This window comes from Verrucosispora sp. CNZ293 (genome assembly GCF_002754655.1).
On record NZ_PEFR01000001.1, the window covers coordinates 3,418,494 to 3,432,934 of the forward strand.

Consider the following 14,441-nt stretch of genomic DNA (forward strand, 5'->3'; position numbering starts at 1 on the left):
CGCCAGCGGGACACCGCGACGTACCGCGACCCGGGCGCGGAGACCGGTGCGCGAGCCGTGAGCCGGGCCGGCGGCGCTTCAGCCGGCCAGCGCGGCGCGCAGGTAGCGAAGATCAGCCGAACCGTTCCAGCGGTACGCCGACAGCCCGGCCGCCCGGGCGCCGCTTATCGCCCGGTCCTCGTCGTCGACGAGGAGCACCCGGGCCGGCGGCGTCTCCAGCGCCGCGCAGGCGGCCTGGAAGTACTCGGGCGCCGGCTTGTGCACCCCGATGGCCGAGGAGTTGACCACCACGTCCAACTCGTCGGTGAGCCCCAACGCGGCCAGGTCGGCGTCGAGCAGGTCGGTGGCGTTGGTGCCCAGCCCGACCCGGATGCCGGCGGCCCTCGCCTCACGGACGAACGTCAGCACCTCCGGATCGACCTCACCGCGATAGCGTTGCCACTGCGCCACCGCCGCCCGGGCCCGCTCGGCGTCCCCGACGGACGGGGTGAGCGCATCGGCCACGCTCGTCATCCAGTCGGCGTGACTGACCTGGCCGGTGAGCACCGGCTGCAACCGCCCCCACTGCATGGCGATCTCGCCGAGCACACCTGCGGAGAGGCCGTACTCCCGCTCGACGCCGGCGGCGACCGCCGGATCCCAGCGTCGCAGCACACCGTCGAAATCCAGCAGGAGCGCCGTCGCGCGTTCCCGAGCCACTACCCGTTCTCCTCGCCGCGGCTCTGCCGCTCGTCTTCCCCGTCGGACCTGTTGAGCCGTTGACTGATCACCTGGGTGACCCCGCCGCGCATGGTCACACCGTAGAGCGCGTCGGCGATCTCCATCGTCCGCTTCTGGTGGGTGATGACGATCAGCTGGCTCTTCTCGCGCAGTTGGGCCAGCAGGGTGATCAGCCGGCCCAGGTTCACGTCGTCGAGGGCCGCCTCCACCTCGTCCATGATGTAGAACGGGCTGGGCCGGGCGCGGAAGATCGCCACCAGCATCGCCACAGCGGTCAACGACCGCTCGCCGCCGGAGAGCAACGACAGCCGCTTGATCTTCTTGCCCGGCGGACGGGCCTCCACCTCGACGCCGGTGGTCAGCATGTCCTCCGGGTCGGTGAGGATCAACCGGCCCTCCCCACCGGGGAACAGCACGGTGAAGACCTGTTCGAACTCGCGGGCGGTGTCGGCGAAGGCGCTGGCGAAGACCTCCAGGATCCGGTCGTCGACATCCTTGACCACGGTGAGCAGGTCACGCCGGGTCGCCTTGAGATCCTCCAACTGCTCGGAGAGGAACTTGTACCGCTCCTCGAGCGCCGCGAACTCCTCAAGCGCGAGTGGGTTGACCTTGCCGAGCAGGGCCAGTTCCCGTTCGGCCTTGGCGGCCCGCTTCTCCTGCACCGGGCGCTCGTAGCGGACCGGTTCGGGCACCGCCAGGCCGTCCCGCTCGGCGGCGGCCACCTCGGCCTCGGTGGGCGGCACCGGTTGGCTCGGGCCGTACTCGGCGATCAGGGTCTCGACCGTCAGACCGAAGTCCTCGGCGGCCTTGGCCTCCAGTTGCTCGATGCGCAGCCGCTGCTCGGCGCGGGCGACCTCGTCCCGGTGCACCTGGCTGGTCAGCCGTTCCAGTTCCACACCGAACCGCTTCGCGGCGGCCCGCACCTCCTGCAGCTCCGCCTCGCGGGTGGCCCGTTCCCGCGCCACCGCGTCGCGGTGCTCCTCAGCCCGGGCGATGCTGCTGGTGAGCTGAGTCAACGCCGCCCGCGCGCCACCGGCCACGGCGCGGGCGATGGCGGCGCCCCGGGTCCGCGCCGCGCGCCGGGCCGCCGCCCGTTCCCGGGCCGCCCGCTCGGCACCGGCCTGCCGGCGCAGCGAGTCGGCCCGTCCGGCGATCGAGGCGACCCGCTCCTCGGCGGTACGCACCGCGAGCCGGACCTCCATCTCGTTCTGCCGCGCCTGCGGCACCATGGCGGCGAGCTGGTCGCGTTCCTCGGTGGAGGGTTCCGCGTCGATCGGCGTGGCCTCGGCCAACCGCAGCCGTTCCTCAAGTTCGGCGAGGCTCGTCAGGTCCCGTTCCCGGGCCGCCTCGGCACGCGACCGGGACTCGCCGAGCCGGTCGGTCTCCGCCTTCGCCGACCGAGCTGCGGCACCCAGCTCGGCCAACCGCCGCGCCGCGGCGTTGCGGTGGCTCTCCGCCTCCCGCTTGGCCGCTGACGCGTGCTGCACCGCCTCCTTGGCGGTGGCCACCTCGGCGCGCGCCTCGACCAACTGTTCGCGCAGTTCGGCGCTGGTTCGCTCGGCCGTCAGCCGGTTTGCCCGGGCCTCCTCGACCGCCGCCTGCACCTCGATGTAGCTGGGTGCCTTGGCCGATCCGCCGGCCGCCGCGTACGCGCCGACCACGTCACCCTCCCGGGTGACCGCCCGCAGTTCGGGATTGTCGGTGACCACCTCGGCGGCGGCGGACAGGTCCTCCACCAGCACCACGTCCCGCAGCGCCCGGTGCACCGCAGGCCGGATCTGGGCGTCGCAGTCGACCAGGTCGGGTGCCCAGTGGGCACCGTCGGGCAGCTTCGGGCGCAGCGCCTCGGCCGAGCCGGCCATGCCCGGCCCGGCGGGGCTGCCGACGAGCAACCCGGCCCGCCCGGCGTCCGAGATCTTGAGCAGGCGCATCGCTTCCACGGCCTCGTCCACGCCGGTCACCGCGACCGCGTCGGCCAGCCCACCGAGCGCGGCGGCGAGCGCCGCCTCGTGGCCCGGGGCCACCGTGAGCAGGCCGGCGAGACCGCCCAACAGACCGGGCACCTGATCGGCACGGGCCAGCAGGGCCCCGGCACCGTCCTTACGGCGCAGGCCGAGGGCGAGCGCCTCCTCCCGGGCCTTCCAGGTCGCGGCGTCCTTCTCCGCCGCCCGTTCCGCGTCCGACAGCGACCGGACAGTGGCCTGCGCCTGTTCCTGGGCGGTCACCGCCTCGGCGTGCCGGGCGTCCAGGTCGGCGTTGTCCCGGTCCGCCTCGGTGGACTGTTCGGCGACCGCGTCCAGCTCGGCCTGGGCCCGCTCGGCGCGTGCCAACGCGTCGGTGTGCGCGGTGGCGAGCCGCTCGATCTCCTCACCGGCGCTCGTGGTCCGCGCCCGGGCCGAGTTCACCTGACCGGTCAGCCGGGCCAACCCCTCACGCCGGTCGGCGATCGCCTTCGCGGCGGCGACCAGTTCCCGCTCGGCGGCGGCGAGCTGCCGCTCCAGTTCCTGACGGTGCTCGACCGCCTCGGCGAGCCGGACCTGGTCGTCGGTGAGCGCCGCGCGCAGTTCCTCCTCCTGCTCGCGTACCCGCTCGGCCTCCGCCTCCAGTTGCTCCGGGTCGCGGCCCGGGCGCTCGTCGTCCGGGGTGGCACTGAGGTGCCGGAGTCGCTCGACCGCGAGCTGCTCGATCGAGCGGAACCGTTCCTGCAACGCGGAGAGTTTGTACCAGGTGTCCTGGGCGGCGGCCAGCAGCGGTGCGTCGGAGGCCAGCGCCTCCTCCAACTCGCCGAGGCGGAACTGCACCTCGGCGTGCTCGGCCTCGACCTGCTCGCGGCGCTGCCGGACCGCGGTCTCGTCCGCGATCTCCTTGTCCAGCGTGGTCCGCAGGGTGGCCAGGTCGTCGGCGAGCAGCCGCAGCCGGGCGTCGCGCAGGTTGGCCTGGATCACGGCGGCCCGCCGGGCCACCTCGGCCTGCCGGCCGAGCGGCTTGAGCTGTCGGCGCAGCTCGGCGGTGAGGTCGGTGAGCCGGTTCAGGTTTGTCTGCATCGCGTCGAGCTTGCGCAGCGCCTTTTCCTTGCGCTTGCGGTGCTTGAGGACGCCGGCCGCCTCCTCGATGAACGCCCGCCGGTCCTCCGGCTTGGCGTGCAGCATCCCGTCGAGTCGGCCCTGCCCGACGATGATGTGCATCTCCCGGCCGATGCCGGAGTCGGAGAGCAGCTCCTGGATGTCGAGCAGACGGCAGGAGTCGCCGTTGATCTCGTACTCGCTCTCGCCGGAGCGAAACATCCGGCGGGTGATGGAGACCTCGGTGTACTCGATCGGCAGGGCACCGTCGGTGTTGTCGATGGTGAGGGTCACCTCGGCGCGGCCCAGCGGGGCCCGACCGGCGGTGCCGGCGAAGATGACGTCCTCCATCTTGCCGCCGCGCAGCGCCTTCGCGCCCTGCTCGCCGAGCACCCAGGCGATGGCGTCGACGACGTTTGACTTGCCGGAGCCGTTCGGGCCCACCACACAGGTGATCCCCGGCTCCAGCTTGAGCGTCGTCGCGGAGGCGAAGGACTTGAAGCCCCTCACCGTCAGACTCTTGAGATGCACCTTCTCGATCCTCGTCCGGTGGCCGCCGTACCGTCGCCCGGCTGCGCGGACCCTGGTAAACCCGCAGACTAACCCGGGACCGGGTGGAGCACGCGACGCGACCCACCTGCCGGCCGTCGGACACCGACCGGACCACGCCCCCGCACCGAACGGCCGATGCGATCGGCTACGCACAGAGCTGCGCGCCGGCACATCGTGTCGGCGCGCTCAGTGCGGTGGTGCTGTTCAGTTGTGGCGACCGAATGGTGCAGTCGCTTGTGCGGCGACCAGGTGGGTCAGGTCAGCGCGGGCTCGGCCAGACGGAGCAGATCGTCCGCCTCCGCCGCAGCCGCCGCGAGCCGATCGTTCTCGGCGCGCAGCCGCGTGACCTCGAACTCCAGTGACTGAACCCTGGCACGCAGTCGGGTGACCTCGTCGAGCAGGCGCCGGTCGGGCGCCGCACCTACGTGGCCGTAGAGGGCCTTCGCCATTTTTACTCCTTGATGTGCGCTGCCGGAGAGGCCGGCCAACGCGCGCCCATGTAAACGCGACTACCATTCCCACAATTTCTGGGCATGGCCGGGCGCGACTGGCGACACCACCATATTGAGCCGACAGCCCCTGCTTCGTCAAGTTCACGCAGGCCGTAGATCATCTCGGCGTCTGCCACACCCGTCACGGGAGGCTGCCACGAGGCGCGAACACGCTCTGTCCGGACGCCCCGACTCTACGCTTTGAAACAGCCGAACACCTCACCCGGACGTACAGGCTCCTCTTAACTCTTCCTTAGCCAGATTGCTGCTGCTCAGACACAACACGTAGCGTCACCCCGGCCCTTAACTGACCCGTGGAGGCGACAGGCGTGCACGGCTGGAATGATCCGATCGACCCGGAGCACACCCCGCGGCGACCGGAACCGCCGACCGACGATCCGGCCTGGTTGACCGACCGGCCGGCGCCACGGTCGTCCTACCTGTTCGGCGACGACCCGGAGGTCCCGCCCACGGGGTGGTACCGCGACCAGCCGACCGAGCAGTGGCGGTCCGACGCCGCGTATCCCCAGCCGGCGGCGGAGACGTACCAGCCGGCGGAGCAGCCGTACCCGCGGGCCGGACAGGACTGGCACGACACCTCCGCCTCGTTCCAGCACGGGACCGGGCGGCACCACCGCGACGACGACCTCACCGCCGTCCATGCCGCCGACTGGCCCACGCACCACACCGCACCGCAGGACGACCCGTACGCCTACGATGATCGGTCCGACCGGTACGTCGATCAGCCCTTTGGCTACGCCGGCCAGACCGACGCGTACGCCGAACCGGTCGTGCGTTCCCACCATCTGCCGCCGCAGACCGGGCACCGGGACCTGGCCGGAGTCGCCGAGCCGGCGCTCCAACCGACAGGTCGGGAACGTCGGTCCCGGCGGCTGCCGCGCCCCCTGGTGATGGGTGGCGCTGCCGCGGCGGCCACCCTCGTGGTGAGCATCGGCGTCGCCGCCCTCGCCCTGCCCGGCGACGACACCCCCGCCAACACCACGGCCGGCGAGGCGCCGGTGGCCAGCGCGCCGGCCCTGCCGGAGGAGGACCAGGCGCTACCGCTCGACCTGCCGGAGAGCCCGAGCCCCAGCCCCAGCGTCTCCCCCAGCACCGCCACCGCGTCGCCGTCACCGAGCCGGACCACCCGGTCCAAGCCCGCGCCGTCGCGTAGCACGGCTCCTTCCCGGCTCAGCGCCGACCGCCAGGGCAGCCCGAGCCGGGCCGCCTCCGCCAGCCCGTCGTCCTCCGGGGACGACGTCTCCGCCGAGGCGGCCGAGGTGGTGGCGCTGGTGAACGCCGAGCGGGCGAAGGCCGGCTGCGGCGCGTTGAGCATCGACGACAAGCTGATGACGGCGGCCCAGCGGCACAGCCAGGACCAGGCCGACCACCGGAACATGTCGCACACCGGCAGCGACGGTAGCGATCCCGGCGACCGGATCGACCGGGTCAACTACTCCTGGCGCACCTACGGCGAGAACGTCGCCTGGAACCAGCGGACGCCGGCGGCCGTCATGGACGCCTGGATGAACAGCGACGGCCACCGCGCCAACATCCTCAACTGCGCCTTCACCGAGATCGGCGTCGGCATGGCCAACAGCAACGGCCCGTACTGGACGCAGGTCTTCGCCGCACCACGCTGAGCGCGAGTCCTTGTCGGGTCTGTGCTCGTTTGACCGGGTGGGGTACGCCGAGACCCGGCGTACCGGCTCGGGCGGCCCGACGCCGCCCCGCGACCTGCGGAGCTGGCGATGCGGATCGGCCTGGGCGGACGACGCGCCCGGTGGCTGCACCACCGGGCACTGCCCGCCGGTCTGACGTGCACGCTGCTGCTCACGGTGGCCGCCTGCCGGCCGGAGCTGCCGCCGCCGGGAGCGCCGACCAGTTGGCCGACCACCTCGGCCCGACACTGGCAGTGGCAGTGGCAGGTGGCGGGGGTGCTCGATCCGCACGTCGAGGCGGACGTGTTCGTCCTCGACCCGGTCGACACCACCGCTGCGGAGACCGCGGAGTTGCGCTCCCGCAGCCGCCGGCTGGTCTGCCAGGTACACATCGGGTCGGTGCACCCGACCGATCCGGACGCCAGCCGCTATCCGGCACCGGTACGCGGTGCGACGGTGGCCCGGACGGGACGGATCTGGTTGGACGTACGCCGGTGGGACGCCCTGCGGCCGGTGCTCGCCGACCGGTTCCGGCTCTGCCGTGGGAAGGGTTTCGGCGCTGTGGTGTTCGCCGACGCCGACGGCTACGACAAGCGCTCCGGCTTCGCGCTGGAGTTCGACCACCAGTTGCAGTTCAACCGTCGGGTCGCCGCGCTGGCCCGCTCGCTCGACCTCTCCCCCGGTCTGCTGGGCGACCTGCCGCAGGTCGCCGCGCTGGCGCCGGACTTCGACTTCGCCGTCAACGAGGAGTGCGTCCGGTTGCGCCAGTGCGAGAAGCTGCTGCCGTTCGCCGACGCCGGCAAACCGGTGTTCCACGTCGAGTACACGGGTGCCACCACCGACTTCTGCGTGACAAGCGTCGGCTACGGCTTCGCCTCCATCCGCAAGCACCGCACCCTCGACGCCTGGCGCCTCCCCTGCCCCGCCCCCTGACCCCGCCCGCACCCTCCGCCGCGATCTTGCACTTCTGGTCGCCGAAACGCCCCTTTTGTGGCCTTCGTGGGGACGAAAACTGCAAGATCGCCGAGGAAAGGGGCGGGGTCAGGGGCGGGGGCGGGGGCGGGGTTGGCAGCGGGGGCAGCTGTAGGACGAGCGGTTCATGAAGGGCTCGCGGCGGATCGGGGCACCGCAGCGGGGGCAGGGCTGCCCCTCCCGGCCGTACGCGTTGAGCGACCTGTCGAAGTAGCCGCTCTCGCCGTTGACGTTGACGTAGAGGGCGTCGAAGCTGGTGCCACCGGCGGTGATCGCCTCGCTGAGGACGTCCCGCACGTGCGCGAGCAGCCGCCGGGCGGCCGGGCCGGTGAGCGCGTCGGTGGACCGGGTGCCGTGCAGCCCCGACCGCCACAGCGCCTCGTCGGCGTAGATGTTGCCCACGCCGGAGATCAGACTCTGGTCGAGCAGCGCCCGCTTCACCTCGGTACGCCGTCGGCGCAGCGCGGCCACGAACTCCACGTCGGAGAACTCCGGGTCCAGCGGGTCGCGGGCGATGTGGGCGATCTCCGCCGGCAGCATGCCGCCGCCCTCGCTGACCGACAGCCCGCCGAACGTACGCTGATCGACGAAGCGCAGCTCAGGCCCGTCGTCGTCGAAGCGGAACCGGACCCGCAGGTGCGTCTCGTCGGGCGCGTCCGCCGGTTGCAGCAGCAGTTGCCCGGACATGCCGAGATGCCCGACGACGGCGTCGCCGCTGTCCAGTGGCAACCAGAGATACTTTCCGCGCCGCCGGACGTCGAGCACCTTCCGGCCGGCCAGTACGTCGGCGAAGTGAACCCCGCCGGGCACGTGCCGACGAACCGCACGGGGGTGGCGCACCTCCACCGTCAGGATCCGGCGGCCGGTGACCCAGCGGGACAGCCCCTGCCGGACGGTCTCCACCTCCGGTAGCTCAGGCATGGTGCGCCTGGGCTTCGACCTCGCCCACCAGGTTCCGCTCGTCGTCGACCGCCACTGTCACCTGCTCGTCGGCCGAGCCGTCGGTCGTCTCAGCCTGCTCGGTGAGGGTCCGCCACGCCGACTCCGCGGCCCGCTGCTCCGCCTCCTTCTTGCTCCGCCCGTCGGCGCCGCCGTACCGGTTGCCGGCGACCACCACCCACGCGGTGAAGGTCTTCAGGTGGTCCGGCCCGGTCCCCTCGATCCGGTACTCCGGAACGCCGAGGCCGAGCGCGGCGGTCAGCTCCTGAAGACTTGTCTTCCAGTCCAGCGCGGCGCCCCGGCCGGCGGACTCGGCCATCAGCGGGTCGAACAGCCGGTGGATGACGATGGCGGCGGTGTCCAGCCCGTACTGGAGGTAGATCGCGCCGAGCAGCGCTTCCAGGGTGTCGGCGAGGATGCTGGCCTTGTCCCGACCGCCGGTGGTCTCCTCGCCCTTGCCGAGCAGCAGGTACTGGCCGAGCCCGTCGGGGCCCAGACCGCGTGCCACGTCGGCGAGCGCGCGCATGTTGACCACGCTGGCCCGCAGCTTCGCCAGCTGGCCCTCCGGCAGGTCGGGATGGTTCTGGAAGAGCGCGGTCGTGATCACCACACCCAGCACCGAGTCGCCGAGGAACTCCAGCCGCTCGTTGGTGGGCAGACCACCGTTCTCATACGCGTACGAACGGTGGGTGAGCGCGCGTTCCAGCAGCTCCGGATCCAGTGAGACGCCGAAGGCGGCCTCCAGGTGGCCGATTGCGGGCCGACGGCGCTTGTCGTTGCTCATGATGTGCGTACCTCGGTGTCGGTCGTGCGATCGGTGCGGTCCCCGGCGAGCAGCGCGGCGACCCGCTCGGTGGCGTCGCGCCGCCAGAGGTGCGCGGCCAGGGCGATGCCGGAGGCGATATCGTCGGCGCGGGCGGCGCCGTGGCAGACGACGACGGTGCCGGCCACTCCGAGCAGCGCGGCCGCCCTGGGCGCCCCACCACCGGGCGGGGTTCCGCCGGCCATGGCGTACGCGCCTTCGACGGCTTTGAGCAGCACGTTACCGGTGAACCCGTCGGTGACCACCACATCGGCGCGCGTGCCGAGACAGACGTCGTACCCCTCGACGAGCCCGACGTAGTGGGCGTCGCCGGGCAACGCCGCCGCGCTGAGCATGGGATCGGTGAGCCGGCGGGCCCGATCGCCCTTGCCGGGTTCGGTGCCCACGGAGAGCAGCCCCACCCGGGGCGCGGCGACGCCGTGGGCGACCGCGGCGTAGGCGGCACCGAGCGCGGCGTGGCGGGCGAGCGTCGTCGGGTTCGGTTCCAGCGAGCCACCGACGTCGAGCAGGACGACTGTGCCGGAGACGGCGGGCAGCGCGGCGGCGAGGGCCGGACGCCGTACCTCGGGCCAGCGTCCGAGGCCGAGAGCGGCGGCGGTGACTGTCGCGCCGGTGGCGCCGGCGGAGACCAGCGCGTCGGCGTACCCGGCACGGACAGCGGCCACCGCCGCCTGGACGGTGGTCTCCGCGCGTGCCGCGCTGGGGTCGTCGGCCATGTCGACGACGGAGTGCGTCGGGCGGACCGTGATCCGGTCCCGTTGCGCCGGGTCGAGGGCGTCGATCAACGCGCCGGCGGCCCTGGTCGGCCCGACGAGGAGCAGGTGCAGGTCCGGGTCGTCGCACACCGCCCGCAGAGCGCCGTCCACCACGACGGCGGGAGCCTCGTCCCCGCCGAGGAGGTCAACGGCGATCCGTGCGACGCCCGACTCCGTCCCGACGCCGACCGGCCTGGGCCGGCCGGCGTCGGCCGGAGTTACGGGCGATCGCCGGGGGGTGTGCGTCACCCGACCTGTGGTCGGAGACGTCACGCGCCGTCCGGGTCAGACCTCAAGGACCTGGCGGCCGTTGTAGGTGCCGCAGACCGAGCAGGCGGCGTGCGGCAGCTTCGCGGACTTGCACTGCGGGCAGGCGACGGTCGCGACCGCCGCGGCCTTCCAGTTCGCCCGGCGGGACCGGGTGTTGCTGCGCGACATCTTGCGCTTGGGGACGGCCACGGTTCTTACTCCTCTGTACGGGTCAGTTGCGACAGGCCCGCCCAACGCGGGTCGATCTGCTGGTGGCTGTGATCGGCCGGCAGATCGTCCCGGTGCACCCCGCATTCGGGGCACAGACCTGGGCAGTCCTGGCGGCAGAGCGGGTTGTTCGGCAGCGCGAGCACCACCGCGTCCCGCAACGCCGGTTCCAGGTCGATCAGGTCGCCCTGCATTCGACCGACCTCATCCTCCTCGGTGGTGACGTCCGTGGTGCTGTTCTCGTACGCGTACAGCTCCTGGATCGTCACCGTCACCGAGTCGTTGATCTCGCGCAGGCAGCGACCGCACTCACCCCGGATCGGACCGCTCACGGTCCCCGAGACGAGCACGCCCTCGGACACCGACTCCATCCGCAGATCGAGGTCGAGGTCCGCGCCCTCCGGCACGCCGATCAACTCCACGCCGAGGTCCGACGGTGCCGGGACCACCCGTTCGACGGTACGCAGAACACCAGGTCGGCGCGGCAGCTCCCTCGTGTCGAGGACCAGCGGCGACCTGGGGTTGAGTGAAGTGGGTGAGTTCTTGGGCATAGTCAGACTCCGGCCGGTGAGAGGCCGACAAACGAGGTTACCTGGACGGACGGCCCAACGTCGAATTGGGGGGTGACCAGCCGTCCCGATGCCGCAAGCGGCTGATGATCCCGGCGGTTGGCGGACGGTCCGGCCGGCGGCGGACGGTCCGTTCGACGGTGATCCAGAGTTCAGAAGGGCAGCGGTCGCTCCGCCTCGTCGCCGGCGAACGTGCCGATCTCCCGCAGCGCGTGCATCTTGTCCCGGCCGCGCTCGATCGAGGCCAGCGCCCGGGTGAGGAACTGCTCGAAGTTGGCAAGTGCGGTGTCGACGTAGTCGTCGACCTCCTCGCGCAGTCGTTGCGCCTCGGCCCGCGCCTCGGCGATGATCCGGGCGCCCTCGTGCTCGGCGGAGACGGTGATCTCGTTCACCGAGACCAGGCGGGCGTGTTCCGCCTCACCCTCGCTGATGATGCGGTCGGCCTCCCGCTTGCCAGCATCCATGATCTTGTCCCGCTCCTCCAGGAGGGCGGCGGCGCGGCGCAGGTCGGCGGGGAGCTCGGCGCGCAGTTCGTCGAGGGCCGCGATCATCTCACCCCGGTCGACCATGCAGTTGTTGCGCGACATCGGCACGGAGCGCGCCTGCTCCACGATGGTGATCAGTTCGTCGATGCGGTCGAGCGGGTCCACCGGTACCTCACTCCTGTCATTCGTCGGCCGACCTACATCATGCGGGCTTCGGCCGGTTTCCCGCTTCACCCAATGATGTCGTCCACCACCAACCCCGTACCGACCCCTCCCCGGGCGTGTCGCCCCACCCCGCCTCGCGATCTTGCACTTCCCGTCCCCGCAAACCACATCGAAAGCGACAGAACGGCCACCGGAACTGCAAGATCGCGAGGTGGAAGCAGCGCGGGGAGTCAGGGGCGCGGGAGGGTGAGGCGGGCTTTGAGGGCGTCGCGGACCACGTCGGGTACGTGGGGGGTGACGTCGCCGCCCCACTTGGCCACGTCCTTGACCAGACTGGACGAGAGGAAGGAGTAGAGCGGGTTGGTCGGCATGAAGAGCGTCTCGACCCCGGCGAGGCCGATGTTCATCTGGGCCATCTGCAACTCGTAGTCGAAGTCGCTGACCGCCCGCAGACCCTTGATGAGTACCGTCGCCCGCTGCGCCCGGCAGAAGTCCACAAGCAGTCCCCGGAAGGACTCCACCCGTACGTTGCCGTAGGAAGAGGTCACCTCGCGGAGCATGTCGATGCGCTCCTCGACGGTGAACAGGCCGCTCTTCGACTGGTTGACAAGTACGCCGACGATCACCTCGTCGAACAGCCGGCTGGCCCGGCCGACGATGTCGAGGTGACCGTTGGTGACCGGGTCGAACGAGCCGGGACATACCGCACGTCTCATGATCGGCGACCGTACCAAAGGGTGGTCTCGCCGTATCGGCGACTGCGCTGGCCAGTGACCCCTTCCACCCACTCGACAGGTCCGCTGCGGCTGGACCGCTCCACCACCACCAACGCCTCGGCGGCCAGCCAGCCACCGTCCACCAGAGCGGCGAGCATCGCGTGGATGCCGTCGTCCGGCAGCGCGTACGGCGGGTCGGCGAAGACGACGTCGTAGGGGTCACCCTCGACCCCGGCGGCCAGGACGGTGGCGACCTTGCCAGTGACCAGTCGGGCCGAGGCGCCGACCCGAAGCACCGCCAGATTCTCCCGGATCACCCGGGCGGCACGTGGATCCGACTCGACGAGCAACGCGTGCGCGGCACCCCGCGACAGCGCCTCCAGGCCGACGGCACCGGAGCCCGCGTAGAGATCGGCGAAGCGGGCACCGTCGAGATCGATCTCCGCCTCGACCGCGCTGAACAACGCCTCCCGGACCCGATCGGAGGTGGGCCGGGTGCCGGCACCGGCCGGGGCGGTGATCCGCCGGCCACCGAGGCTGCCGGCGACGATGCGGGTCATCGCTCACTCCTGCTCATGACTCCGACGCTACGCGACATCCATCCGACGACCGGCACCCCGCAAGTGATCGCTCCGCACCCGGGCGAAAACCTTCCGTACATGGAAGATCACGAGTTCACAACATCATTCTTAGGTTTAGCTGAAGGCTATGGCGCTGCGGGGCTGATCGCTAAGGTCTGCCGGGTGTCGGGGCGGGTCGGCCTGTCCGCAGCCGACGAAGCTTCCGGTTCCCCACTCAGGAGTAAACGTGAACCGTCCGAACTTCCGGCGCGTCGCGGCTGCCGCCGCCGGTGCGCTGATCGGCCTCGCTGGCGTCGCCGTCGTCGCCGCCCCGGCCAGCGCTCACCACCCCATCATCAAAGGCGTCGGCTGCAAGCTCGCCAACGGCGACGTGAAGGTCGAGTGGACCGTCTCGAACAGCGAGTCCCGTTGGGTCGCCGAGGTGGACGCGGTCTACACGCCGTCCCGCACCCCGGTCACCAACATCGTCGTCGGCGCAGTGCTGCCGAAGGCGGGCGAGGGCTCGCTTGTCGGCGAGCAGATCGTGCCGCGCGGCAAGGCCGCCCACCTGACCGTGAAGGCGGTCTGGAAGAAGGACCGGCACACCGTCACCAACACCCAGACCGGCAAGGCACGGTACATCGGCAAGTGCGCGGAGCCCGAGCCGACGCCGACCCCCACCCCGACGGACGAGCCCACCGAGCCGACCCCGACGCCGACGCCGACGGACGAGCCCACCGAGCCGACCCCGACGCCGACGCCGACGGACGAGCCCACCGAGCCGACGCCGACCCCGACGCCGACCGATGAGCCCACCGAGCCGACCCCGACCCCGACGCCGACCGACGAGCCGGTGGTGCCGGAGCCCGGTGAGCCGACCTTCGAGCTCACCGAGACCTGTGACGAGCTGACCTTCCTGATCAACAACCCGGCCGACGGGATCCCGTTCTCGATCACCCTGACCTCCGAGAAGGGCACGACCCAGACGCTTGAGGCGGTCCCGGGCGAGACCACCTCGGTCACCTTCGACGCGTACCCGGGCCTGGTCGTCACCCCGACCTTCACGGTCGAGGACGAGACCGTCGAGGGCGAGCCGGTGGCCTGGGAGCAGCCCGAGGACTGCGGTAACGGTGGCGGTGGCGGCGGTCTGCCGGTCACCGGTGCCGCCACCGGCGGCATCATCGCCGGTGCCGGTGTGCTGCTGGCCGCTGGCGCGGCCCTGTTCGTGGTGACCCGCCGCCGCCGGCTGCGCTTCACCGCCTGATCCCTGCTGACCCGAACCTGAACCGAGGGCGCGCCGACCACCAGGTCGACGCGCCCTCGGGCGTTCACCCGCCCGTCGCACCACTGGTCCCACCGCCTGGGCCGGCTCCCCGTCAGCACACCAGTCCGGCCACGACCAAAGCGGACACCGGCGCTGAAAGCCGCCGGGCGCTCACCCCCCGTATATCAATGATCTCGCATTCATAACATCATGATTAAGCCTGCCTGAGG

General features: G+C 71.6%; 14 protein-coding genes. 3 read left to right on the forward strand and 11 right to left on the reverse strand.

Annotated elements, in window-relative coordinates; genetic code table 11:
* Positions 1-78: 78 nt before the first annotated feature.
* From CLT74_RS15425 to CLT74_RS15435, 3 genes are all read right to left on the reverse strand, one after another.
* Positions 79-699 carry an HAD-IA family hydrolase gene (locus CLT74_RS15425; protein WP_099847170.1) on the reverse strand — a complete coding sequence of 207 codons (621 nt, stop codon included), beginning with the start codon at positions 697-699 and terminating at the stop codon, positions 79-81.
* Positions 699-4,313 carry a chromosome segregation protein SMC gene (smc, locus tag CLT74_RS15430; protein ID WP_099847171.1) on the reverse strand — a complete coding sequence of 1,205 codons (3,615 nt, stop codon included), beginning with the start codon at positions 4,311-4,313 and terminating at the stop codon, positions 699-701. The genes CLT74_RS15425 and smc overlap by 1 nt, the downstream gene beginning before the upstream one ends.
* A gap of 275 nt (positions 4,314-4,588) precedes the next feature.
* Positions 4,589-4,783, reverse strand: a complete 195-nt coding sequence (locus CLT74_RS15435) for a hypothetical protein (protein ID WP_093401709.1) — start codon at positions 4,781-4,783, stop codon at positions 4,589-4,591.
* A 371-nt stretch (positions 4,784-5,154) separates the two neighbouring features.
* On the opposite strand from CLT74_RS15435, the gene CLT74_RS15440 reads away from it, so the two are divergent.
* Positions 5,155-6,468, forward strand: a complete 1,314-nt coding sequence (locus CLT74_RS15440) for a CAP domain-containing protein (protein ID WP_099852068.1) — start codon at positions 5,155-5,157, stop codon at positions 6,466-6,468.
* A gap of 108 nt (positions 6,469-6,576) precedes the next feature.
* A complete protein-coding gene (locus tag CLT74_RS15445; RefSeq protein WP_099847172.1) occupies positions 6,577-7,419 on the forward strand; it encodes an endo alpha-1,4 polygalactosaminidase in 843 nt (280 codons plus the stop codon).
* Positions 7,420-7,527: 108 nt separating this feature from the next.
* Here CLT74_RS15445 and mutM read toward each other — a convergent pair whose 3' ends face one another.
* From mutM to rsmD, 8 genes are all read right to left on the reverse strand, one after another.
* Positions 7,528-8,379 (reverse strand): bifunctional DNA-formamidopyrimidine glycosylase/DNA-(apurinic or apyrimidinic site) lyase, encoded by an 852-nt coding sequence (gene mutM, locus CLT74_RS15450; RefSeq protein ID WP_099847173.1) that lies wholly within the window; start codon positions 8,377-8,379, stop codon positions 7,528-7,530.
* Positions 8,372-9,181, reverse strand: coding sequence for a ribonuclease III (rnc, locus tag CLT74_RS15455; protein WP_099847174.1), 810 nt, complete (start codon positions 9,179-9,181; stop codon positions 8,372-8,374). The genes mutM and rnc overlap by 8 nt, the downstream gene beginning before the upstream one ends.
* A complete protein-coding gene (locus CLT74_RS15460; protein ID WP_486582734.1) occupies positions 9,178-10,131 on the reverse strand; it encodes a phosphate acyltransferase PlsX in 954 nt (317 codons plus the stop codon). The genes rnc and CLT74_RS15460 overlap by 4 nt, the downstream gene beginning before the upstream one ends.
* A 129-nt stretch (positions 10,132-10,260) precedes the next feature.
* Positions 10,261-10,434 (reverse strand): 50S ribosomal protein L32, encoded by a 174-nt coding sequence (gene rpmF, locus CLT74_RS15465; RefSeq protein WP_091435485.1) that lies wholly within the window; start codon positions 10,432-10,434, stop codon positions 10,261-10,263.
* Positions 10,435-10,439: 5 nt separating this feature from the next.
* A complete protein-coding gene (locus CLT74_RS15470) occupies positions 10,440-11,003 on the reverse strand; it encodes a YceD family protein (RefSeq protein WP_099847176.1) in 564 nt (187 codons plus the stop codon).
* Between the two features lie 170 nt (positions 11,004-11,173).
* Positions 11,174-11,671, reverse strand: a complete 498-nt coding sequence (locus tag CLT74_RS15475; RefSeq protein WP_099847177.1) for a hypothetical protein — start codon at positions 11,669-11,671, stop codon at positions 11,174-11,176.
* A 230-nt stretch (positions 11,672-11,901) separates the two neighbouring features.
* Entirely contained in the window at positions 11,902-12,387 is a 486-nt protein-coding gene (coaD, locus tag CLT74_RS15480; protein WP_099847178.1) for a pantetheine-phosphate adenylyltransferase, read from the reverse strand.
* Positions 12,384-12,947, reverse strand: coding sequence for a 16S rRNA (guanine(966)-N(2))-methyltransferase RsmD (gene rsmD, locus CLT74_RS15485; protein ID WP_099847179.1), 564 nt, complete (start codon positions 12,945-12,947; stop codon positions 12,384-12,386). Before rsmD ends, coaD begins: the two co-directional genes overlap by 4 nt.
* A gap of 247 nt (positions 12,948-13,194) precedes the next feature.
* Between rsmD and CLT74_RS15490 the strand changes: the two genes are divergently transcribed.
* On the forward strand, positions 13,195-14,211 hold the full coding sequence (locus CLT74_RS15490; RefSeq protein ID WP_099847180.1) for an LPXTG cell wall anchor domain-containing protein: 1,017 nt from the start codon (positions 13,195-13,197) through the stop codon (positions 14,209-14,211).
* Positions 14,212-14,441 lie beyond the last annotated feature (230 nt).

What these genes read in the sequence shown, in the direction of transcription:
- CLT74_RS15435 (WP_093401709.1), bottom strand. Translation starts at nt 4,783, where the DNA reads ATGGCGAAGGCCCTCTACGGCCACGTAGGTGCGGCGCCCGACCGGCGC.
- CLT74_RS15445 (WP_099847172.1), top strand. Translation starts at nt 6,577, where the DNA reads ATGCGGATCGGCCTGGGCGGACGACGCGCCCGGTGGCTGCACCACCGG.
- mutM (WP_099847173.1), bottom strand. Translation starts at nt 8,379, where the DNA reads ATGCCTGAGCTACCGGAGGTGGAGACCGTCCGGCAGGGGCTGTCCCGC.
- rnc (WP_099847174.1), bottom strand. Translation starts at nt 9,181, where the DNA reads ATGAGCAACGACAAGCGCCGTCGGCCCGCAATCGGCCACCTGGAGGCC.
- CLT74_RS15470 (WP_099847176.1), bottom strand. Translation starts at nt 11,003, where the DNA reads ATGCCCAAGAACTCACCCACTTCACTCAACCCCAGGTCGCCGCTGGTC.
- coaD (WP_099847178.1), bottom strand. Translation starts at nt 12,387, where the DNA reads ATGAGACGTGCGGTATGTCCCGGCTCGTTCGACCCGGTCACCAACGGT.
- rsmD (WP_099847179.1), bottom strand. Translation starts at nt 12,947, where the DNA reads ATGACCCGCATCGTCGCCGGCAGCCTCGGTGGCCGGCGGATCACCGCC.